13 protein-coding genes and 1 tRNA gene are annotated in these 22,131 nt (G+C 64.7%); 4 read left to right on the top strand and 10 right to left on the bottom strand.

Annotated features, from left to right (window positions below; translation table 11 throughout):
• Positions 1–14: 14 nt before the first annotated feature.
• From BUA05_RS00370 to BUA05_RS00355, 4 genes are all read right to left on the bottom strand, one after another.
• Entirely contained in the window at positions 15–404 is a 390-nt protein-coding gene (locus BUA05_RS00370; protein WP_072672686.1) for a RidA family protein, read from the bottom strand.
• A complete protein-coding gene (locus BUA05_RS00365; RefSeq protein WP_072672685.1) occupies positions 401–1,540 on the bottom strand; it encodes an ATP phosphoribosyltransferase regulatory subunit in 1,140 nt (379 codons plus the stop codon). Before BUA05_RS00365 ends, BUA05_RS00370 begins: the two co-directional genes overlap by 4 nt.
• Positions 1,541–1,549: 9 nt before the next feature.
• Positions 1,550–3,136: a phosphoglycerate dehydrogenase gene (gene serA / locus BUA05_RS00360; RefSeq protein WP_072672684.1), complete on the bottom strand. Its 1,587-nt coding sequence runs from the start codon at positions 3,134–3,136 to the stop codon at positions 1,550–1,552.
• Positions 3,137–3,252: 116 nt separating this feature from the next.
• On the bottom strand, positions 3,253–4,431 hold the full coding sequence (locus tag BUA05_RS00355; RefSeq protein WP_072672683.1) for a phosphoserine transaminase: 1,179 nt from the start codon (positions 4,429–4,431) through the stop codon (positions 3,253–3,255).
• Positions 4,432–4,617: 186 nt separating this feature from the next.
• On the opposite strand from BUA05_RS00355, the gene BUA05_RS00350 reads away from it, so the two are divergent.
• Complete coding sequence (locus BUA05_RS00350; RefSeq protein ID WP_072672682.1) at positions 4,618–5,817, top strand: glycosyltransferase family 4 protein; 1,200 nt, start codon at positions 4,618–4,620, stop codon at positions 5,815–5,817.
• 192 nt (positions 5,818–6,009) lie between these two features.
• On the opposite strand, the gene BUA05_RS00345 is transcribed toward BUA05_RS00350, so the two are convergent.
• Positions 6,010–6,651, bottom strand: coding sequence for a PadR family transcriptional regulator (locus BUA05_RS00345; RefSeq protein ID WP_072672681.1), 642 nt, complete (start codon positions 6,649–6,651; stop codon positions 6,010–6,012).
• Between the two features lie 115 nt (positions 6,652–6,766).
• On the opposite strand from BUA05_RS00345, the gene BUA05_RS00340 reads away from it, so the two are divergent.
• The 3 genes from BUA05_RS00340 (at position 6,767) to BUA05_RS00330 (ending at position 9,065) form a co-directional block, all read left to right on the top strand.
• The gene (locus BUA05_RS00340; protein WP_072672680.1) at positions 6,767–8,086 is read left to right on the top strand and encodes a replication-associated recombination protein A; all 1,320 of its coding nucleotides are present in this window, start codon (positions 6,767–6,769) and stop codon (positions 8,084–8,086) included.
• A complete protein-coding gene (locus BUA05_RS00335; RefSeq protein WP_072672679.1) occupies positions 8,083–8,967 on the top strand; it encodes a hypothetical protein in 885 nt (294 codons plus the stop codon). The genes BUA05_RS00340 and BUA05_RS00335 overlap by 4 nt, the downstream gene beginning before the upstream one ends.
• Positions 8,968–8,989: 22 nt before the next feature.
• Positions 8,990–9,065, top strand: a tRNA-Thr gene (locus BUA05_RS00330).
• Between the two features lie 80 nt (positions 9,066–9,145).
• Here the strand turns inward: BUA05_RS00330 and BUA05_RS00325 are convergent.
• The 5 genes from BUA05_RS00325 to BUA05_RS00305 all read right to left on the bottom strand — a co-directional run bounded on the left by BUA05_RS00325 (position 9,146) and on the right by BUA05_RS00305 (position 21,878).
• Positions 9,146–10,276 carry an acyl-CoA dehydrogenase family protein gene (locus BUA05_RS00325; protein ID WP_072672678.1) on the bottom strand — a complete coding sequence of 377 codons (1,131 nt, stop codon included), beginning with the start codon at positions 10,274–10,276 and terminating at the stop codon, positions 9,146–9,148.
• A 27-nt stretch (positions 10,277–10,303) separates the two neighbouring features.
• A complete protein-coding gene (locus BUA05_RS00320; protein ID WP_072672677.1) occupies positions 10,304–11,512 on the bottom strand; it encodes an acyl-CoA dehydrogenase family protein in 1,209 nt (402 codons plus the stop codon).
• A 106-nt stretch (positions 11,513–11,618) separates the two neighbouring features.
• A complete protein-coding gene (locus BUA05_RS00315) occupies positions 11,619–12,545 on the bottom strand; it encodes an acetyl-CoA carboxylase carboxyltransferase subunit alpha (protein WP_072672676.1) in 927 nt (308 codons plus the stop codon).
• A 13-nt stretch (positions 12,546–12,558) separates the two neighbouring features.
• A complete protein-coding gene (locus BUA05_RS00310; protein ID WP_084662383.1) occupies positions 12,559–16,254 on the bottom strand; it encodes an SDR family NAD(P)-dependent oxidoreductase in 3,696 nt (1,231 codons plus the stop codon).
• A 104-nt stretch (positions 16,255–16,358) separates the two neighbouring features.
• Entirely contained in the window at positions 16,359–21,878 is a 5,520-nt protein-coding gene (locus BUA05_RS00305; RefSeq protein ID WP_072672674.1) for an AMP-binding protein, read from the bottom strand.
• Positions 21,879–22,131: the final 253 nt, after the last annotated feature.

Here is a 22,131-nt window from a genome sequence, read left to right as displayed (position 1 = left end):
TGGGGCGCAGGGTTTCAGGTGGTCGCGATCACATCGATCTCGACCAGCAGTTCGGGCAAGGCGAGGCTGCGCACCTCCAAGGTCGTGTCCGCCGGGTAAGGCGGGGTGAACCAGCGCTGCCGCGCCTCGACGATCTTGGGGAAGTTGGCCATGTCGGTGAGATAGATCGTGACCTTCACCACCTTGGCAAGGTCGGTGCCAGCGGCTGCCAGCACGCGCTCGATATTGGCGAAGGTCTGGGCCAGCTGCGCGTCGAAATCGCCCGCGCCCACGATGCTGCCATCCGCGCCGATGCTCGCCTGGCCCGAGAGGAACACGAGGTCGCCGACCTGCCATGCGGGCGCGATGCAATATGGGGCGAGCGGGTCGCCGGGGAGCGTGATCGGCTTGGCGCGGTCGGTCATTGGCGTGGCTCCAGTTCGGCGGGGCCGCCGGCCTTGAGGATGTGCGTGCAGCCCAGCGTGCGGGGGTCCTCGCCCTCGGCCAGTTGGGCCCGGGTGCGCCAGCCCAGGGCGCGTAGGGTTGCCGCCGCCGCGTGGTCATGGCCGAGCGGGAGGAAGACCAGCCGCGCCGGTTCCGGCTGGGGCGCAGCATCGGCCAGCCGGTCGAGATAGAGGGTGAAGCCAGTCGCAGGCTCGTCACTCCCGGCGATCCGGTAGGTGCCGCCCCGCCCCGCCGCACGGCGCAGGCCATCGGCATAGAGGGTGAAGCCGAACCACGACTGGTATTCGAACCCGTGGCGTTCAGTCGGGTCGAGCGTGATCCGGGCGGCCCCATCACTCATGGCGCCCACGCTGGCGGCGATCGCCTCCAGCCCGTCGAGCCGCGAGGCCAGCGCCCCGCCCGCGTCCACTTCGCGCAGAGCCGCCAGCGCCGATGCAAACGGCCCGGTGGCATAGAGCAGCGGCAGATAGGCCGCGCCGCCCGCCGCCTTCAGCCCGCCCGCGTCCTTGGTATCAAGCTCGCGCCGCACCGCCGCGATCTGCTCAGGTGCGAGCGGCAGGGCCTTGGCAGCGAGGGTATCGACGAGGTCAGGCAGCGTGAAGTCGACCGAGATGCCGGTCAGCCCCGCCGCGCCAAGAGCTTCGACCGCCAGCATCACCGCCTCGCTCGCCGCCGCGACAGAGTCCGCCCCGATCAGTTCCGCGCCGAGTTGCAGCCGTTCACGCGCCGGATCGAGCTGGCTTGCCTTGATAACCACGGTGTCGCCGCAATAGGCGAGCCGGAGCGGACGCGGCGCATCCTTGAGGCTGGTGGAGGCGATCCGCCCGATCTGCGGGGTGATGTCCGATCGCAGCGCCAGCGTGCGCAAGCTCGCCGGATCGACAAAGCGGAACATCGCCCGCGCTTCGCCCGCCACCGCGCCAGCCATGCGCCCCGCCAGCGAAGCTTCGAACTCCAGCAGCGGCGGGCGCACGCGGTCATAGCCATGCGCGTGCAGCACATCGAGGCACGCACGCATCGCCGCCGTGATCCGCGCCGCTTCGAGCGGCAGGCGGTCTTCGAGGCCTTCGGGAAGGAGATCGTTGGGTTGGGTCATGCGCCTTCCCTAAAACGCCAGCGCCTTGACCAGCTTGACACCCTGCACCTGCTCGGCCTCGGCCACCACTTCGGGGGTCAGCGCTTCATCCAGGCTCAAAAGCAGCACCGCTTCCCCGCCCGCATCGCGGCGGCCGAGGTTGAAGGTGCCGATATTGATGCCGTGACTGCCCAGCAGCGTGCCGATGCGGCCGATGAAGCCCGGCTTGTCGTCGTTGACGATATAAAGCATGTGGCCCGACAGTTCCGCTTCGATGCCGATGCCGAAGATCTCCACCAGCCGCGGTGCTTCATTGCCGAACAATGTCCCGGCAACCGAACGCGGTCCTTGCGCGGTCTCCACCGTCACCCGGATCAGGGTGTTGTAGGCGCCATCATGATCGTGGCGGATTTCGCGCACGTCGAGCCCGCGCTCCTTGGCGAGATAGGGCGCGTTAACCATGTTCACCGTGTCGGAATAGCGCCGCATCAGCCCGGCGAGCACGGCCGCGGTGATCGGCTTGCCGTTAAGGCCCGCCGCTGCGCCTTCGCGTTCGATGCTGATATTGGTGAGGTTACCATGGGCAAGCTGACCAACCAGACTGCCTAGCCGTTCCGCCAGTGCCATGTAGGGCCGCAGCTTGGGCGCTTCTTCGGCAGACAGGCTCGGCACGTTGAGCGCGTTGGTGACGCCGCCATTGACGAGGTAATCGGCCAGCTGCTCGGCCACCTGCAGCGCAACATTGACCTGTGCTTCGGTGGTCGATGCGCCAAGGTGCGGGGTGCAGATGAAGTTCGGCGCACCAAACAGCGGGTGATCGGCGGCGGGCGGTTCCGTTTCGAACACGTCGAGCGCCGCGCCTGCGACCTGCCCGCTTTCCAGACAATCCTTCAGCGCCGCTTCGTCAATCAGCCCGCCGCGCGCGCAGTTGATGATGCGGATGCCCTTCTTGGCGTTTTCCAGCCGTTCGCGGCTCAGGATATTGCGGGTCTCATCCGTCAGCGGGGTGTGCAGCGTGACGAAATCCGCGCGGCTCAACAACGTGTCGAGATCGACCTTCTCGACCCCCATTTCCACCGCGCGCTCTTCGGTCAGGAAGGGATCATAGGCGATCACCTTCATCCTGAGGCCGAGCGCGCGGCTGGCCACGATCGCACCAATATTGCCCGCACCGATCAGGCCCAGCGTCTTGCCGGTCACCTCGACCCCCATGAACCCGCTTTTGGGCCACTTGCCGTCCTGCGTCTGCGCGTTGGCTTCGGGGAGCTGCCGGGCCAGCGCGAACATCAGCGCGATGGCGTGTTCGGCGGTGGTGATCGAATTGCCGAACGGGGTGTTCATCACCACCACGCCCCTGGACGAGGCATAAGGAATGTCGACATTGTCCACGCCGATCCCGGCCCGGCCGATGACCTTCAGATTGGTGGCGGCATCCAGAATGGCGGCGGTCACCTTGGTCGAGGAACGGATCGCAAGGCCATCATATTCGCCAATGCGGGCGATCAATTGTTCGGGCGTTTCGCCGGTGATCACATCGACATCGCAGCCGCGCTCTTCGAAAATGCGCGCGGCGTTGGGGTCCATCTTGTCGGAAATGAGAACTTTGGGACGGGTCATTGGGAATACCTTCCATCGTCGCCCCGGACTTGATCCGGGATCGCGCGCAACAGGCGCTGGGCAGTTGGGGAGAGCGGCCCCGGATCAAGTCCGGGGCGACGCGTAAATGGACGGCCTCAGCCGTTCTTGACCTTTTCATAGGCCCACTCAATCCACGGCAGCAGACGCTTCACGTCCTCCTGCTCCACGGTCGAACCGCACCAGATGCGCAAGCTTGGCGGGGCATCGCGGTAGCCATTGAAATCATACCCGATATTGCGTTCTTCGAGCATCTTGACGATTTTCTTGGGCACCGCAGCCTGATCTTCGGCCGAGAGGCTGTCGTACCAGTCGCCCTGAAACACCATGCAGACGCCGGTATTGGTCTGCTGGGCCGGGTCGCTGGCCATGTTGCGCAGCCACGGGGTCGCTTCGATCCAGTCTTTCACGATCTGCGAGTTGGCATTGGCACGGTCAACCAGCGCGCGACGTCCGCCGATGGACTTGGCCCATTCCAGCGCCGCGATGTAATCCTCGGTTGCCAGCATCGAAGGGGTGTTGATCGTCTCGCCCGCGAAGATGCCGAGGTTGAGCTTGTTGCCCTTCTTCATGCGGAAAAGCTTGGGCAGCGGCCACGGCGGATCATAGCTTTCGATCCGGGCGACAGCCTTGGGGCTGAGAATCAGCATCCCGTGCTGGGCTTCGCTGCCCATCACCTTCTGCCACGAATAGGTGGTGGCATCCAGTTTCGACCAGTCCATTTCCTGCGCGAAGATCGCGCTGGTGGCGTCGTTGATGGTGATCCCTTCGCGGCCTGGCTCCAGCCAGTCGGTATTGGGGATCATCGCGCCGCTGGTGGTGCCGTTCCAGGTGAAGACCACGTCATTGCGCTGCGGGATGGTGGTGAGATCGGGGATCTCGCCATAATCGGCGGTCAGCACCTGCAGGTTGGGCAGCTTAAGCTGCTTCACCGCGTCCTGAATCCAGATATTGCCAAAGCTTTCCCAAGCCGCGACCGTCACGGGGCGCGCGGGATCAAGCATCGCCCACATCGCAGCTTCGATCGCGCCGGTGTCAGACGCAGGCATGATGCCGATCAGGTAATCATCGGGGATGCCGAGCAGTTCGCGGCTGAGGTCAATCGCGTATTTCAGACGCGCCTTGCCCAGCGCCGAACGGTGCGAACGGCCAAGCACATCGGTTTTCAGCTTATCCAGCGACCAGCCGGGGAATTTTGCCGTGGGGCCCGAAGAAAAGAAGGGGCGTTCAGGCTTGTGCGTAGGCTCGTGCTGGAGCCCGCGTGTGTACTCAGTCATGTATTCTCTCCTTGCAGAGAGCTCGCGCGGCGTTGGGACCGCGTGGCCCGCCGGTCGCACTAGAGTTGCGTGGGCAGGAGTCAACGTGAAATAGTGCCGGTGCGACCGATTGCCCCCGATCAAGGATCAAATTGCCACGCAGCCCCTCTCGCCAAGTAGCGATAATGTCACTAATCAGGCCGCTCCATGCAAACCAGTGACCTCCGCATTGCCCTGTTCAGCGGCAATTACAATTACACCCGAGACGGGGCCAATCAGGCCCTGAACCGGCTCGTCAGCTCGCTGCTTGCCAAGGGTGCGGCGGTGCGCGTCTATTCGCCCGAGGTCGCCAATCCGGATTTTGCCCCGACCGGCGATCTGGTCGGCCTGCCCAATGTGCCGATGCCGGTGAAAGGGCGCGGCGAATACCGCATGCCGACCCATCTGGGGGCTGCGGTAAAGCGCGATCTGGCCAAGTTCCGGCCCAATATCGTCCACCTGTCGTCGCCCGATCCTGCCGCCCACGCGGCGCTGCGCTGGGCGCAAGATCACGATGTTCCGGTGCTGGCCAGCGTCCACACCCGGTTCGAAACCTATCCGCGCTATTACAACATGGCCTTCCTCGAACCGCTGATCATCATGGGGCTTAGACGCTTCTACAACCGGTGCGATGCCCTGGTCGCACCGTCGCAGAGCATGATCGACGAATTGCTGGCGATGGAAATGCACGACGATATCGGGTTGTGGAGCCGGGGGGTTGATCGCACGATCTTTTCCTCGGCGCGGCGCGACCTGGATTGGCGGCGCGGCATCGGCCTTGCCGATGATGACGTGGCGATCATGTTCCTCGGGCGGCTGGTGATGGAAAAAGGGCTGGATGTGTTTGCCGAAACCATTGTCCAGCTGCGCCGCCGCCAAGTGCCGCACAAGGTGCTGGTGATCGGCGATGGCCCGGCGCGCGGGTGGTTCGAGGCAAACCTGCCCGGCGGGATCTTTGCCGGCTTCAAGACCGGAGAAGCGCTGGGGCAGGCGCTGGCAAGCGGGGACGTCTTCTTCAACCCTTCGGTCACCGAGACATTCGGCAATGTCACGCTCGAAGCCATGGCCAGCGGGTTGCCGGTGGTCGCGGCTGGCGCAACCGGCAGCGCCAGTCTTGTTGCAGAAGGCGTGACCGGACGGCTGGTGGTGCCGACCGCAAAAGAGGCCGACGCGCTGGCTTTCGCCGAAGCGATCGCCCCCTATTGCACCGACCTTGCGTTGCGCCGGGCGCATGGCGCGGCAGGCGAGACGCGGGCGTGCGAATATGGTTGGGAGGCGATCAACCAGATCGTCGCTGATACCTATGTCAGGCTGGTCGAGAACCGCAGCGCGCTACAAGCCGCCGAGGCCGCGCAGGCAGAGGCCTAGGCATCAGCGCAGCGCGCCTGTCCGGGTCATGGCGCGGGCATAGGCGGCCATACTGATCACCGATAGGACAACGGCCCTAACGGCGCAGCGGCCGCGGAAGATCAGCAGAATCGATCCCGCCATCCCTCCCCATCCGGTGCGATCCGGACGGAGAGGGGTGGCGGTCATCATGCCCGCCGCAATCGGCTGCGGCTAAAGCCGCTCGATCCGCTTGGCCATTTCGTCGATCATGTCGACGATTTCGTTGATGGTGCGCTCGTCGAGCTTGCCCGCCCGCGCGCGGTTCTTGAGCACGCTGCCGAGGTTGCCCATCGCTCGGAACAGATCGGGCGATCGCACCTTCTCCGCGCGTTCGCCGTGGCGGCCAAGGCGGCGCATCAGCGCTTCGACCTCGGTGCTGCGTTCCGCCAGTTCGGCGCGGCCCTGATCGGTGGCGGCAAAGGGCTTCTTCGCGCCCTCGGCCTCTGCCGGTGCTATCGCGCCTTCATCTTCGAGCAGTTGCAAGGTGGGATAGACCGCGCCGGGACTGGGGGCATAGGCGCCGCCGGTCATTTCCTCGATGTCCTTGATCAGTTCGTAGCCGTGGCTGGGCTTTTCCGCGATCAGACCGAGCAGCGCGAGCCGCAGTTCGCCCTGGCCAAACATCCGCCCGCGGCGCTGGCGGCGGCGGCCGGGGCCACGCTCCTCGCCATCTTCGCCTTCACGTTCATCCCATCGCCAGTTGGCCTTCCACTTCGGTCCGCCAAAATCATAGGCACCCGACGCTGCCATCACGGCAATCGCCTCACCCAGCTTGTCCCAGCCACTGCCGCGGCCATGTCGGTTCCAGCTCATTCCATCATCCTCCGTGCTTGTCGATATGTTCAAGATATATCTTAGACCTATCGAAACAAGGGGTGCAGGCCTGCCCGGTTCCCTTTTCCGACGATCAGCGTATCACGCCCGACCAATGGTTGATCTGTTTGGAGATGATGCGCCCGGCGGCGCAAATGGGGCCAGCGCGCCCGATCCCGACGCGCCGCTGGCCGACCGCCTGCGCCCGCAGACCCTGGCCGACGTGATCGGGCAGGAGCATCTGACCGGCCCCGAAGGCGCAATCGGGCGGATGGTGGCGGCAGGCCGCCTTTCCAGCATGATCCTGTGGGGGCCGCCCGGCACCGGCAAGACCAGCATCGCCCGCCTGCTCGCGGACGCGGTCGGGATGCGTTATGTCGCAATCAGCGCGGTTTTCTCCGGCGTGGCCGACCTGAAAAAGGCCTTTGCCGAGGCCGAGAAGATGGCCAGCGCCGGGCGCAAGACATTGTTGTTCGTGGACGAAATCCACCGCTTCAACCGCGCCCAGCAGGACGGGTTTCTGCCCTTTGTCGAACGCGGCGTGGTGACGCTGGTGGGCGCGACCACCGAGAACCCCAGCTTCGCGCTCAACGCCGCACTGCTCAGCCGCGCGCAGGTGCTGGTGCTGAACCGGCTGGATGAGGCTGCGCTGGATGCGCTGCTGGCGAAGGCGGAAGGCTTGGAAGGCCCCCTCCCCCTCACCGCCGAAGCCCGCGCCGCGCTGATCGCGCAGGCCGATGGTGATGGGCGATTTGTGCTGGGGCAGGCCGAAACGCTCTATGCGGCGGGGCTTGCCGAACCGCTCGACCCGCAGGCGCTCGGCAGCTTCCTGCAACGCCGCGTGGCCGTGTACGACAAGGACCGCGACGGGCATTACAACCTGATCAGCGCCCTGCACAAAGCTGTGCGCGGTTCCGATCCGCAGGCCGCGCTCTATTACCTTGCGCGGATGCTGACCGCGGGCGAAGAACCGCTGTTCCTCGCCCGGCGGCTGGTGCGCATGGCGGTGGAGGACATCGGGCTGGCCGATCCGCATGCCCTGCCGCAATGCATGGCGGCGATGGAGGCATACCGGTTCCTCGGCAGCCCCGAAGGCGAATTGGCGCTGGCGCAGGCGTGCCTCTATCTGGCGACCGCGCCCAAATCCAACGCGGTCTACATGGCCCAGAAATCCGCATGGAAATCCGCGAAGGATACCGGCAGCCTGATGCCGCCGATGAACATCGTCAACCCGGCGACGGGCCTGATGGAAAGCCTCGGCTACGGCAAGGGCTACACCTACGACCACGACACACCCGAGGGCTTTTCGGGCGATGATTACTGGCCGGAGGAGATGGAGCCGCAGACCTTCTACACCCCCGCAGAGCGCGGGTTCGAGCGCGAGGTGAAAAAGCGCCTCGATTACTGGGACAAGCTGCGCACGGAACGGGGATGAGTCGCTTCACCCACTTCCTTGCGGTCGACTGGTCCGGCGCGAAAGGCGCGCGGCAGAAAGGCATCGCGCTGGCCGTGGCTCTGGCAGAGGGCGGGCCGCCCGTGCTCATCCCCCCGCCCGATCCACGCGGCTGGGCGCGAAGCGAGGTGATGGCGCTGCTGGGCGATCTTCCGGGCGCGACGCTGGCCGGGCTCGATCTCGGCATCGGCCTGCCCTTTGCCGATGCGGGCGCGTTCTTTCCCGATTGGGACGCAAGCCCTGCTGACGCGCGCGGGCTGTGGGCGCTGATCGACCGCATATGCGCCGATGATCCGCACCTTGAGGCGGGTGGCTTCATCTCCCACCCGCAAGCCGCGCGCTATTTCCGCCACGGCAAGGATCATCAAGGCGACCTTTTCCTGCTGCCGGGCGCGGCAACCCGCGAAGGACGGTTTCGGGTGGCCGAGACCGCCCAGCGCGCCCAAGGCGTGCGCCCGGTGAGCAATTTCAACCTTGTCGGCGCAGCGCAAGTCGGCAAGTCCAGCCTTACAGGGATGCGGATGCTCCACCGCCTGGGCACCGCCGTGCCGGTGTGGCCGATCGATTCGCTGCCCGAAACAGGATCAGTGGTGGTGGAAATCTACACATCGGTCGCCGCTCGGCTGGGCGGGGTGACGGGCGCTGCGACCAAGATCCGGAGTCACGCGGCGCTCAACACTGCGCTCGATGCGCTGGATAGTCCGCCTGTCAGCGGCGCGGGTATGATCGACGATCATTCCTCCGACGCGCTGATAACCGCAGCATGGCTGCGCCGCGTCCATGCCAGCCGCGATCTGTGGCACCCACCCAGCCTCACTTCCGAAGTCGCCCGCACCGAAGGCTGGACTTTCGGCGCGTTCTAGGCTTAGGGCGCGGCCACGGTCAGCCGGCTTAGCTCAGTTGGTAGAGCACCTGATTTGTAATCAGGGGGCCACGGGTTCGAATCCTGTAGCCGGCACCACCTTCTGCTCAGGCCAAGCGAGCTACGGGTAACGTCCGGCTGTTCCGGACACTACCCGCACTCCATGCTGCCCGCCGCGCTCAGGCCAGCGCGATGTGGCGCTTCATGTGGTGATCGACATTGCCGAATTCGGAATCGAAGATCGTCAACCGCTTGAAATAGTGGCCGATGGCATATTCATCGGTCACGCCGTTGCCGCCGTGGATCTGCACCGCTTCCTGCCCGATCAGCCGCGCGGCCTGCCCGACGCCGACCTTGGCCGCTGACACAGAACGCTTGCGCTCGGTCTCGTCCGAAGCAAGCCGGAGCGTGGCGAGATAGGTCAGCGAAACCGACGTTTCATAGGCGGTGTACATGTCGACCATGCGGTGCTGGAGCACCTGAAAGCTGCCGATCGGCACGCCGAACTGCTTGCGCTGGCGCGAATATTCAACCGTCATCGCGTGGGCGACCTTCATCGCTCCGCAGGCCTCGGCGCACAATGCGGCGATGGCTTCATCGGTGACCAGCTCGATCAGCGCCAGGCCTGCGCCTTCCTCGCCGATCAAGGCTTCGGCCGGAACCGACACGTTCTCGAAATAGACTTCGGATGCACGGCGTCCATCGACGGTTTCGTAATCGCGGGTGACAATCCCGGCGCTGTCCTTGGCAACCACGAACACCGAAACGCCAGCGCGATCACGCCGGTCACCGCCGGTGCGCGCGGTAACGATCAGGTGGCTCGCCCACGGGGCGCCGATCACGACCGCCTTGTGGCCATTGAGGACATAGCCCGCCCCGTCCTTTTTCGCGGTGGTTTCCAGATCGGCATAATCATAACGCCCGCGCGGTTCGGCATAGGCAAAGGCGAAGACCGCGCTGCCCGCCACGATCCCGCCGATATGTTCTTCCTTCTGCGCCGCGGTGCCGCCGTGCTTCAGGAAGCCGCCGGCACACACCACGGTGGGGACGAAAGGCTCGACCACCAGGCCCTTGCCGAATTCTTCCATGATCACCATCGCATCGACCGCGCCGCCGCCAAAGCCGCCATCGGCTTCGGAAAACGGCATGCCGAGAATGCCGAGTTCGGCCAGCTGCGCCCAAACCTCGGGACGCCAGCCAGCATTGCTGGCAATCGCCTTGCGCCGGGTTTCCCAGTCATATTGTTCGCGCACCAGCCGCGACAAACCGTCGCGCACCATGTCCTGTTCTTCGGTGAAGTTGAAGTCCACGTCGTCTCTCCCGTGCCTCGAAGCCGCTTACAGGCCGAGGATCATCTTGGTGATGATGTTGCGCTGAATCTCGTTCGATCCGCCATAGATCGAGGTCTTGCGCATGTTGAAATAGGTCGCCGCGGCGTGCTGAGCATGCGCGGGGCCAACGGCATATTCGTTCGATCCAGAGCCTGGGCCGGTGTCATTGGCGATGCTGCCGTAATAGGGCGCACCATAGGTGCCGACCGCTTCCAGCGTCAGTTCGGTCAGGCGCTGCTGGATTTCGGTGCCCTTGATCTTGAGGATCGAGCTTTCCGGCCCCGGGCCCTTGCCCGCCTGTTCACCCGCGAGCGTGCGCAGTTCGGTGATTTCCAGCGCGGCCAGATCGATTTCAAGCTGGCTCACCTTCTTGGCGAAATCGAAATCCTTGATCAGCGGCGCGCCATCGAGGTTTTCATTCGCGGCAATTTCGCGCAGCTTTTCCACGCCGCGCTTCGAACGCGCCACGCCGGCAATCCCGCTGCGTTCATGGGCGAGCAGGAACTTGGCATAGGTCCAGCCCTTGTTTTCGACGCCCACCAGATTTTCAACCGGCACGCGCACGTCGGTCAGCCAGGTTTCGTTGACCTCGTAACCGCCGTCGAGCAGCTTGATCGGCTTTACCTCAACCCCCGGCGACTTCATGTCGACGAGGATGAAGCTGATGCCTTCCTGCGCCTTGGCGGTCGGATCGGTGCGGCACAGGAAAAAGCCCCAATCAGCATGCTGCGCCAGCGTGGTCCAGGTCTTCTGGCCGTTGATCACATAGTGATCGCCGTCGCGCACGGCGGTGGTCTTGAGGCTGGCAAGGTCGGAACCCGCACCCGGTTCGGAATAGCCCTGACACCACCACACTTCGCCGCTGACGATGCCGGGCAGGTGCTTCGCCTTCTGCTCCGCATTGCCAAAGGTGTAGATCACCGGGCCGACCATCGACACGCCAAACGGCAGCGGCATGACAGTGCTGGCGCGGGCGTTTTCTTCCGACCAGATGTAACGCTGGGTCGGGGTCCAGCCGGTGCCGCCATATTCGACCGGCCATGCCGGAACCGACCAGCCCTTTTTGCCGAGAATCTTGTGCCATGCGAGGAAATCCTCGCGCTCCATGTCCTCGCGCATCCCGAAATCCGCCAGATGGCTGGGATAGTTTTCCGCGATGAAGCTGCGCACCTCGTCGCGGAACGCCTGCTCTTCCGGGGTGAATTCGAGATTCATGATCCTCGTCTCCTGAATGGGTCTGTGTTTGCAACCTGCCTCTTGTCACGACCAGCGCCGGACTGAAAGGGGCAATGTGATTACGCGGCGCAGACGGTGCGCGGCTTCAGCCGAGGCTGAGAAAAAATTCCTCGCGCTCGCGCTGCAGTTCCGCCGGGGTCATGGTGGCCAGGCCATCAAGTTCGGCGCGCAGCGCCAGCGTCAGGCGCTTGGCCATCTCCTGCGGATCGCGGTGCGCCCCGCCCTGCGGTTCATAGACGATGCGGTGAATGACGCCGAGCTTGAGCAGGTCAGCCGCCGTCACCTTCATCGCTTCGGCGGCATCAGGGGCCTGCGCGCCGCTGCGCCACAGGATCGATGCGCAACCTTCGGGGGAGATCACCGAATAGACCGCGTGCTCCATCATCAGCACGCGGTTGGCCGCTGCCAGCGCCACCGCCCCGCCCGATCCGCCTTCGCCGATGATGACCGCGATCAGCGGCACCCCCAATGACAGGCACGCTTCGGTCGAGCGGGCGATGGCTTCCGCCTGCCCGCGCGCTTCGGCATCCACGCCGGGAAAGGCGCCGGGGGTATCGACCAGCGTCACCACCGGCAGGCCGAAACGGTCGGCCAGTTCCATCAGCCGGATTGCCTTGCGATAGCCTTCGGGCCGGGCCATGCCGAAATTGTGCCTGAGCCGCCCGGGCGTGTCCTCGCCCTTCACATGGCCGATCACCATCACCTTGCGCCCTTCAAAGCGGGCGAAACCGCCGATGATCGCGGCATCCTCGCTGAACACGCGGTCTCCTGCGAGCGGGAGGAAGTCGGTGAACAGCCCCGCCACTAGTTTTTCGAATCGCGGACGCTGGGGATGGCGGGCGACAAGCGTGCGCTGCCACGGGCTGAGCCGGGCATAGGTATCGGCCAGCAGGCGCTCGGCCCGTGTCGCCAGCATCCGCGCCTCTTCAGTGCCTTCCGGCAGGGCCGAAAGCTCCGCCACCCGCTGGTCAAGCGCCTCGATCGGCTTTTCGAAAGGCAGATACTGGATCACCCCCGCGCGCTCCTTACACCGTCATCGACATGCCGCGGTAAATCCGCGCGCGGTAACGCGAATCCTCCGCGTCCGGCAGCGGCGCCCCGACCAGCAGCACCGCACGGGCAAACCGGCGGACTTCCTCCAGATGCTCGTCAAGATCGCGCGGTTCTTCGGATTGGACCCGGCGCGTGAGGTTGATCTGGTTGACCGGCACATCATGCACCAGCCGCTCGTTCTCCACCGCCAATGTGGCCGTGAAGGCGTGGAGCGTGGTCTTGATGAAGTTCGCCAGCGCAAAGGCCGGGCTGCGATCGCCCATCGGCACGTCGGGCGAAGTCAGCACCAGCTGGCAATCATCATACAGCGAGGCGCGGCGCGAAACGCGGAAGTGGTGGGTAAGGTTGTCGGCCACAACGCTGCGGAACTCGTCCGGTGTGAGCGGATCGTCCGTTTCGAACAGCTTGCCCGGCAATGCGGTGAAAGGGGTCGAAAGAATGGTTGTCGGCCGCCCCCACTTCACCAGCGCCTCATCCATCGCCGCCTCGATATCAGTGCCCGCGACCAGCGAAGTCAGCGCATCGGCGGTTTCCCCTTCGAGCTGCGCCTTGATCGCATCAAAGCCTTCAGACGAGCGGGTCACCAGCACCACGCGGGCGGCATGGCAATCCTCGATGAAGGCCCGCGCGGTTTCGGCGAGGTAATCGGCGAGGTGCTCGCCAATGATCCACACCGTCTTGCCGCGCATCTGGTCGAGCCGCTCCTGCTTGGGTGAACCGAACAATTCGCGTTCGGTGGTCGAACGTTCCACCGACAGCCCGCCAGATGGCATGAAGGTTTCGCCGCTGACGGCGCGGTCGGCGAGGAAGAACACCGTCGCCTGCGCCACGTCATGCTCGGTCGGCATCTTGCCGAGATAAAGCTTGGACAGCACGCCGGTGCCGACCTTTTTGGCTTCAACCGCGATCTTGTCGGCGGGCAGGAAAGGCGCGCTTTCGGGCGGGACGCGCAGCAGCCAGTCGGCATCGCTTTCCGGCGTGGCGGGACGATCAGCCCATTCGGGCGCGTCGAGGAACAGCCCGGCCTGCCGCAGGCGTGACACCAACGCAGCGGCAATCGTGGGGGTGAGCAGATACTGATCCCAGCTGCACTCACCATCGCCTTCGCGCGCACAGGCCAGCGCCAATTCGCGCAATTCGCGCGGGTTATTGGTGTCGTGGCTCATTTTGACTGTGTCATTGCGCGCCAGCCGCGCCAGCACCGCTTCGACCCGCACCCCGCGCCGGATCGCCCGGATCGCGGCAGCATGGACGGCGTTCAGCCGCTTGTTTTCAAGGATCAGCTTGCCGCGCCGTTCGAACAATCCGGGCTTGCCGCCGGTGCCCGACAGGCGGTCCCCATCGACCGGCCCCGGCGCAATCGCGTTGAACTGCACTTCCGGACCGAGATAGCGCGCCATGCTTTCCACCATCGCGCGTTGCCCCGCCTTCGACACCGCATAATCGGCGCGATTGGGATAGGCGACCGCGAGGTATTTCTCGCCGCCGAAATAGGACGAGACGTTGAGGATATAGCCCGATCCTTGCGCCTTCATCAGCGGCGCGACGTGGTGCATCAGGAAGTAGTTCGACACCAGATTTGCATCGAGCGTGTAGTTCCAGGCGTCGACCCCCATATCGACCACCATGTCCTCCGCGCCCGCGACGCCTGCATTGTTGATCAGGTAATCGATCCGCCCGAAGGCCTTCAAGGTCGCGTCAACCGCGCCCTTGAGACTGTCGAAGTTGCTGACATCGACATTGGCGAGCGTCTGGACCCGGCGTTCGACGCCAGCAAAGCCGATATCCTCCAGCTCGCTAACGATCCGCGCACGCGCGACCGCCAGCTCGCTTTCGCGCCGCGCAACCATCATCACCTTGCCGCCTGCCAGCGCCAGCAGCCGTGCAACCTGCCCGCCGATGCCCGCAGATCCGCCAGTGATCAGCGCCACCTTGCCAAGATGCAGCCCGGTGATGTTCTCGCTGAAGCCGGGCATGGCTTTGCGCGCGCCGGTCGCCTCACCAATGTTCGACGGAACGTAGAGCGTGATTTCCGCCAGCTTGCTTTCCTTGAGCAGAATGCGCGCAGCGTGGCCGGCGGTGAAGCGGATATTCTCGGCCTCGGTGTTGGTGAAACGCACGATCTGGTTGCCCCATTCAGCCTGTCGGCGGCGACCATGGGCGGTGTCGATCGCGGATTCGTCGCGCCAAATGCGGATCAGCTGTTCAGTCGCTGCGCGCAGGATGTGGGCGTAAACGTCGCCCTTCCCGTCGCTGGCATGGCTGACGAACACGAAGCGCGGCTCCTGCAGCAGGTTGTCATGGCGTTTCCAGTAACGGCTCATCGTCCGTGCGAGCGCCATGTTGCCCGCCAGTTCGGCATCCATCAGCGCCTCGATCACGCTGTCATCTGCCGCAATCAGGGCGCCATTCAATTCGCCTGCGCTCAGCATCGGCATGAACAGCGCGCCGCTGATCGGCGTGCCGCCCTTGGTGTAATCCTCCAGCGCCGCTTCCATCGCGGCAGCATCTTTGCGGTTGAAGCGGATGATCGACAGATCCCCTTCCACCCCCATCGCCTTGCAGCGCTTTTCGGCGATGGCAACATCGGCTGCACGCGGCAGGCCGAGCACCACGGCCGCCCCGCAGGCGAGCTGCACCTGCGCGATTTCGAGCGCTTCTTCAAAATTGTCGCCCGCCGCAATCAGCACGGCGAGGCCGGTGCCGTCCATCGAACGCATGGTCGGGCGTGCGAGATAGGTCGCGCGCTCTTCCTTGCGCACGGTCATGCCGTGGGTGACTTCGAAATCGTGGCCGTTGTAAGCCGCACTCTCGTCACTGCCGAGGAACACGCAGGTGGTGGCAATGTCGGTCGGGGTGGGGAAGGTCTTGGCCTTGGCGTTGCCGCCGGTGGCGCGTTCCAGGCTCATCATGTCGAAGAATTGCGTGGCGGTGGTGCCCGCTTCATCGCCGCGGGCCTTGTCCATCGTGGCAAAGACGGTGCGGATACGCTCGCTTTCAATCGGGCCGGGATAGACGAGGTTGACCCTGATGCCCTTCGGCCCGAGTTCCAGCGACAATTCGCGGCTCCACCCATTCATCGCCGCCTTGGGCACGACATAGGCGGCGCGGGCGTAATAGGGCGTGCGGCTGAAAATGGTCGAAACATTGATGATCGACCCGCCTTCAGGGATATGCGGGGCCACAATGCGGGCGACGTTCCATGCCACGCCAAAGATGTTGCGCAGCGCATCGCCGACAGTCTCGCTGTCGGTCGCGCCCTTTTTCTGAAGCGCGGCGAGTTCTTCTGACGAAAGCGGCAATTGTTCGATCGGCTGCTTCGGCCCGGCGCTCCCGGCGTTGTTCACCAGAATGTCGATCCGCCCGAATTTGGCGACCACTTCGGCGATGGCAGCCCGGACAGAGGCGATGTCTCCGCCATCAAGCGCCACGGTCGCGATCCGGGCGGGGTCTACCCCGGTCGCCTTGATCAGCGCATCGGCGGCGGCCTGCGTGCGATCAGGCGTGCGGCCTGTCATCACCACGGTTGCGCCTTCTGCAAGGTAATGGGCGGTGATATGCCCGCCGAGATTGCCCGCCGCCCCGGTGACGAGGGCGATCTTGCCAGCAAGGCGGCCCATGGTGATTTCAGCAGGCACAGCTTTAGACTTCGGCTTCGACGGGGCCATAGCACTCTCCTCACAAAATTATAATGCAAGCACTTGTGACTTGCCGGTTCGTTCAAACCCTGGGGAGGAGAGCTAGGAACGTTTCAAAAAGCGCAACGCAGGAATCAGCCGTCCGGTTCCCCGGCGCTGGTCGCCGCCGCCACGGCAGCCCATGCCTCAAGCAGCGCGTCGCGGCTTCTGAGGCCCATTTCGGGCAGCGCGTGATTGACAACATAGGTCGATCCGGTGTGCCGGTTTTCCCACATCGCCTGATGCGCTTCGGGGAGGCCGTCCCACGCCACCACTTCCGGCTCGGTCACTTCGAGCAGGCCGGCGGCGATCATGTCGTTCATCCGCGCCACTTCAAAGGCATTGCACAGGTGCGTGCCGAGGATGCTGGCGGTCGGCATCAGGATCTTGCGTTGCCGCGTCCACACCTGCGGGGCGTAGAAGGTAAACCGGCAGCCGGTCAGGTCTTCGGCAAAGATCACGCGGCCCGTGAAGGGCTTGACCAACGAAGTCGAGATGCCGAGCGTATCCTGGCGTGCGCGTTCGAACACCAGATCGGGGTTGCCGCGCGGATTATCGGCTGATCGCAAAATCTTGCCGACCGCTGAACCGAAGGGCTTCATCACCCGGTCCTGATAATCGCGCACCGCAGCCTTGAAGACCTCGATGTCGGCCTTGGCATCGGGCAGGCGCGGCATGGTGTCGGGCCAGTAGAAATTGGCCCCTTCGCGCCGCCGGATCGCTTCAAGGCTGACGATGCCCTCGATGGCGTCCTCCAGCCCCAGCGATTGCAGGAATTCGCGCTGGCCATCGGTAGTGGTGGCGATGACAGAGCGCGCATTGAACCGCCGCGCCGCTTCGATCATCTCAAGGCCGGTTTCGTCGAGCAATTCCTTGCTGCCCGGCCCGTAGTAGATCAGCACCGCCTCACCGCCGCGCAGCGCGGCCCGGCGCAGCATTTCCTCAGGCGTGGCCTTGCCCGGCTTGCCCATGAAGCTGAAATGGTAGCCCGATGATGCGCCGTAGAAGGCGAGCGTGCCGCCCTCTGCCAGCAATTGGAACGAGCGCGGGAACGCCGTCTCGCCCGCGTGGCTGACGACATAATCGGCGAGCTTGCCGCCGTTCAGCGCCTTGTATTGCTCCACCAAAGGCGCACCAGCGGCTTCCCAGCTTTGCGCCTCGGCCTTGTCCTCGGGCACCACCGAATAGAGATCGGCCAGCGCTGTATCCTTGCGGTTGATCGCCCCGACCGCGCCCTGCACGTCAGTGATGAAAGTGGCGCGCTCTTCCGAAGACACCAGCCCCGTCACCTGCAAGCCCGTCCGCACCGATGATCGCAGCGCATCCAGCCCCGTCCCCGTTGCCGCGCCTTCGACGAACAGCGTCCGGCCCGGCGCAATTTCCAGCGTGGTGAACAGGCAGCGCGCAATCGTGCCCAAGTTCAGGACATAGCTCCCCGCCTGCTCCAGCGTCAGATCGGGCGGCAGTTTGTGCATCTGCGGCGCTTGCACCGCGAGGAACTGCGCGTGGCTGCCCGTCTCGGTCTCATAGCCCTGAATGGAGAAATCGGCATACATCGGATCATTGCCGACCAGCGGGCTGAGCAGATCATTGGTGCCCGAATAGACCGTCACCAGATCGCCAACCTTGATGCGGCCTTGCGCCCGCGTCTCAGACCCGAGCGCCGCGACCAGCGCGATGCCGCCGGAACCCGTGATCTGCACGTCTTCTTCATGGCTGTCGAAGGGCGAAACCGGAATGCCGGTCAGCGCCCAGATATCGTTGAAGTTGACCTCGCTCGTCAGCATGTAAAGCAGCGCTTCGTTGGGCGCAGGCTCGGGCACCTTGACGATCAGTTCCTTTTCATGGGTCGCAGGCGGGCCGAAGCGCGGCTGGCCGGTATCGGGATCGCGGGCGATGCCGAAGGCGTATTGGTGGCGCGGGATCGGGGTCACACCGGGATAGAACGGCGCGCCCACCGGCAGCAGATCGCCTGCTGCTTCCAGCGTTGCGCTGCGCATTTCATGTTCAGCATCGATCCACACGCCGTCGCGCCGCACGGGAAGCGGGGGCGCAACCTTGTCGATGAACTGCTTGATGCCGGTCTTGCCGCCTTCGGGATCGACAATGGCTTCCGCGAACAGCCGGGCCTCGCGCGCAAGGCCTGCGGTGATGCCCTGTTCAAGGCCTGCGCGCACCGCTTCCAGCGCCCGCGCGCCCGCCTGCCCGCGCCCGGCCCAGTCGAGCTGGCGCAGGATGCGCTGGAGGAAATCATCTTCCAGCACGCTGTCGAGATTGATGTCAGCCGCCGTTTCCCAGCGGGTCGCGGCAGCCTGCCGTTCAGCAAAGGCCTTGCCGAGCGCGCTTTCCGCTCCATGCTTCACATAGTCACGCACGGCCGCGTGGGCTGCCGAAAGGGCATCATGCGCGCCCTCCACCAGCGCGTCGACCACCCCGACAGCTTCGGCCGCTTCCGCATCGATGCTGCGCCCGCCGAGGATCAGGTCGAGCGCGTCGCGCACGCCTTCGGACCCGCGCCGGTCGGCGAGCAGGCGCGGCAGGCGCTGCGTGCCGCCATAGCCAGGGAGCAGGCGCAGGCGGATTTCCGGCTGGCCGAACCGCGCCACCGGCTCGGCAATGCGGTAATGACAGGCGAGCGCGAATTCCATGCCCCCGCCCAGCGCGACACCCTGCACCGCCGCGATGCAGGGCTTGCCCATGCTCTCGATCGTGCGGAAGGCGAGGTGCGCGTTGTTCGGCAGCACCATCGCTTCTTCGACCGAGTGGATTTCCTCCAGCATCTGCCGGATATCCGCGCCCGCGACGAAAGACGAAGTGCCTTGCCCGGTAAACACCACCGCCACGACATTATCGTCACGCGCGAGGTAATCCGTGACCAGCACCAGCTCGTCAATCGCGCGTTCGTTGAGCGCATTGACCGGCGGATTGGTGACGGTGACGGTCGCCACCTGCTTGCCCGGCGCGACATTGTTGTATTGCACCAGGAAATAGCGGTGCCGGTCGAACAGGGCCTGTTCGTCCGACAGGCGCTGCTTGCGCTGCCAGTCGGTGATCACGCTGCGAAGTTCGTCGAGCGCTTCGGGATTGCGCAGGGTTGTGACGTCGCCGACATCTTCCCCCACCACCAGCGCGCGCACCATCCGGCGCATATATTTGCCGCTGCGGGTTTCGGGGAAAGCTGAGACTTCGATAAAGTCCGCAGGCACCGCGACCGCGCCTTTCTCTGTCCGCACCAGATCAAACAATCGGCGCTTGTCCTCGATCGTCAGCTTGCGCCCGGGCGAAGGGACAACGAAAGCGAGCGGGGTCAGACCCTTCTCGCGGTGGGGTGCGCCCACCACCAGCACATTGCCGACCGGGCTATCGGGCGCCAATGCCTTGTCGCGCAGCACCGCGCCTTCGATCTCCTCGGTGCCCATCCGGTGGCCCGAAACATTGATGACGTCATCCGAACGCCCGTGGAGCGAGAAGGAACCATCATCATGCGCAATCGCGAAATCGCCCTGAGTATAGGCCCATGCGCCCTTCCAGCGCTTCCAGTAGCCATCCTCCCACCGCGCCGCATCGCCGCGCCATGCGGGATCGACCCGGCCATCGGAAACCCTGAAACCTTCGATATCGCCCCAGATCGTGCGCGCGAGATAGGGGTAAGGCGCGGCAATGACGATTTCGCCTTTCTCGCCCATCGCAGCCCGCCGCCACGGCACGCCCCCGGCATCGCCGCGCGCAAACGGCACGTCGCCGGGCGCCCCGTCACCAGCATCGGCATCGGCATCTTCAACCCACACATCCCCCATGATCCACGGCAGCGGATAGGAATGGGCATCGGGCCGCAGCGGGAAATCATCATTCGCGTAGAAATGCGTCCACGCGATGCCGCCATGTTCGGTCGCCCAGTAGGAATTGATATAGCGCGGGGTGACGTGTTCCATCCCGAAGGCTTGGACGCTTGGGCTGACCGGCTCGGCGCAGAAGGTCGCGACCTTCAGGCACCCCATGTCATAGCGCTGCAGATCGGCGAGATTGTCCGGATCGGACATGACCGATTTGAGGAAGGTGACCCCGGCCTTGAAAATCGTGACATTGTGCCGCTCGATCATCGACGCAAAGCGTCCCGCATGCGGGAACACTGGCGAGGCTTCGGAGACAAGGCTCGTCACCCGCGTCATCAGCGGGGCGCAGATGAGGTAGCTTTGCCCGGTGATCCAGCCCGGATCGGCGACCACGAACAGCGTATCGCCGGGCTGCGCATCAAAGCTGACCTTCATGGTCTCGGCCACGCCCGCGGCATAACCGTGCGAATGGACGATGCCCTTGGGTTTTCCGGTCGAACCCGAGGTGTAGATGAAGAACATCGGGTAATCGGCATCGACCGGCATCGGCTTTGACGAGGCCCAGATCGCGCGGACAAAATCGCTGTCGGGGAGCGTCAGCAGGTCGGCCTGCGTTTCGACGTCAAAGCCCGCCGCGCGTGCCTTTTCCAGCACCGTCGCCAGCGCCGCATCGGTCAACTCGTGGCTCCAGCGGTCGCGTTCCTCGCGCCAGATCACGTCCGGCTGCGCGGTATGGCGCACCACAATCACCGCTTCGACGCGCGGCGGCAGGGTGACAAGGCTTGATGCAATCGCGATTCTGACCCGCGCGGCATCGGCGCTGGTAATACGCCCCTCGGCCCCGAGATTGATCAGCGCGCGGCCGACCCCGCGCATCACGTCCGAACGGTCAACCGTGATCTCGCCGCTGAGCGCCTCTCGCACGGTATCGACGATTGTGGCGCTGTCAGCATCGGGCAGGCCCAGGTCAAGGCCAGACAGGATATCGAGCGCCGTGGTAACTGGCACAAAATTGTCGAGCGCCGGGTCGGTATAGGCGTTCTTGAACCCGGCGACCTGCGCGTTGCGGTAGCTGCCATCGGAGGTGACGATCACCCGCGCGCCAGTATCGGCAATGCGATCGGACAAGGTCTTGTCGGAAAAGCCACCGAACACGGCGGTATAGACGACACCCATCCGCTTGGCCGCTTCGGTCCAGTAGATCTGCGGCACGATATTGGGCATGTTGAGCGCCATGCGGTCGCCCGGCTTCAGGCCCAGCGCCTGCAAGGCGACCGCGCATTTCGCGACTTCCAGCAGCAATTGCTTGCGGCTGACAGTGTAGCAATCGATCGGCGCGCCCTTGCCGCCATTGGCCGACATGTCCCAGCGATCGCCCTCGAAGATCAGCGCGGCTTCATCGCCGTGTCCGGACAGCACATGGCGATCGAGTTCGGAAAAGGCGGCATTGGTGCGCCCGCCCACGAACCAGCGCCAGTGCGGCGGCTGCGAACCATCGAAACCCGTGTGCCAGGGGGCGAAATCATCTGGCAGATCGGGGCTGACCGGCAAGGCGGTGGCAGCATCCCAGCCGTGCAAGCGTCCGTCCGCCCGCTTGGCCAGCCATGCACCTGCCCCACCAATATCGGCAACGAACCAGTGCATGTTGCGAGCGGCAATATCGCCGTGAAACGCGCCCGGATCGGCAAGCGCGGCGGCGCGCATGGCGTCCCATTCGGCGCGGCTGCGCACGGAATTGACCGCAGCATCAGCCGCGGCAGTGGCCGCACCGGCTTCAGGCATAATTCTTTCCCCCAGATGTCAGCAAGCCGCTGTCGCTGATCCCCCTGCGCGCTGCGGCAATGCAGATAAATTACGTCAAAAGTGGCTCGACCGCAATAATGTGCCGCCAAGCAACATGACGCCTTAACGACGAACCACACAAGATGTTCCGCGATTCCTTGCCTCTGACCGCCTCAGGGCGCGGGCGGTTCGGGCCGTAACGTTTTTTCAATCGCCCTTGGTTAAGGCTGGCTCAACACAACGGCGGCTGGCC

Origin of the sequence: Erythrobacter sanguineus, assembly GCF_900143235.1 — a bacterium.
Classification (GTDB): Bacteria; Pseudomonadota; Alphaproteobacteria; order Sphingomonadales; family Sphingomonadaceae; genus Erythrobacter; species Erythrobacter sanguineus.
Note: the sequence above shows the minus strand (reverse complement) of the source record. Positions and strands in the feature narration are given on the sequence as shown.

Coding starts and splice junctions, on each gene's coding strand:
- BUA05_RS00370 (WP_072672686.1), bottom strand. CDS start 404: ATGACCGACCGCGCCAAGCCGATCACGCTCCCCGGCGACCCGCTCGCC.
- BUA05_RS00365 (WP_072672685.1), bottom strand. CDS start 1,540: ATGACCCAACCCAACGATCTCCTTCCCGAAGGCCTCGAAGACCGCCTG.
- serA (WP_072672684.1), bottom strand. CDS start 3,136: ATGACCCGTCCCAAAGTTCTCATTTCCGACAAGATGGACCCCAACGCC.
- BUA05_RS00355 (WP_072672683.1), bottom strand. CDS start 4,431: ATGACTGAGTACACACGCGGGCTCCAGCACGAGCCTACGCACAAGCCT.
- BUA05_RS00350 (WP_072672682.1), top strand. CDS start 4,618: ATGCAAACCAGTGACCTCCGCATTGCCCTGTTCAGCGGCAATTACAAT.
- BUA05_RS00345 (WP_072672681.1), bottom strand. CDS start 6,651: ATGAGCTGGAACCGACATGGCCGCGGCAGTGGCTGGGACAAGCTGGGT.
- BUA05_RS00340 (WP_072672680.1), top strand. CDS start 6,767: ATGGTTGATCTGTTTGGAGATGATGCGCCCGGCGGCGCAAATGGGGCC.
- BUA05_RS00335 (WP_072672679.1), top strand. CDS start 8,083: ATGAGTCGCTTCACCCACTTCCTTGCGGTCGACTGGTCCGGCGCGAAA.
- BUA05_RS00320 (WP_072672677.1), bottom strand. CDS start 11,512: ATGAATCTCGAATTCACCCCGGAAGAGCAGGCGTTCCGCGACGAGGTG.
- BUA05_RS00310 (WP_084662383.1), bottom strand. CDS start 16,254: ATGGCCCCGTCGAAGCCGAAGTCTAAAGCTGTGCCTGCTGAAATCACC.
- BUA05_RS00305 (WP_072672674.1), bottom strand. CDS start 21,878: ATGCCTGAAGCCGGTGCGGCCACTGCCGCGGCTGATGCTGCGGTCAAT.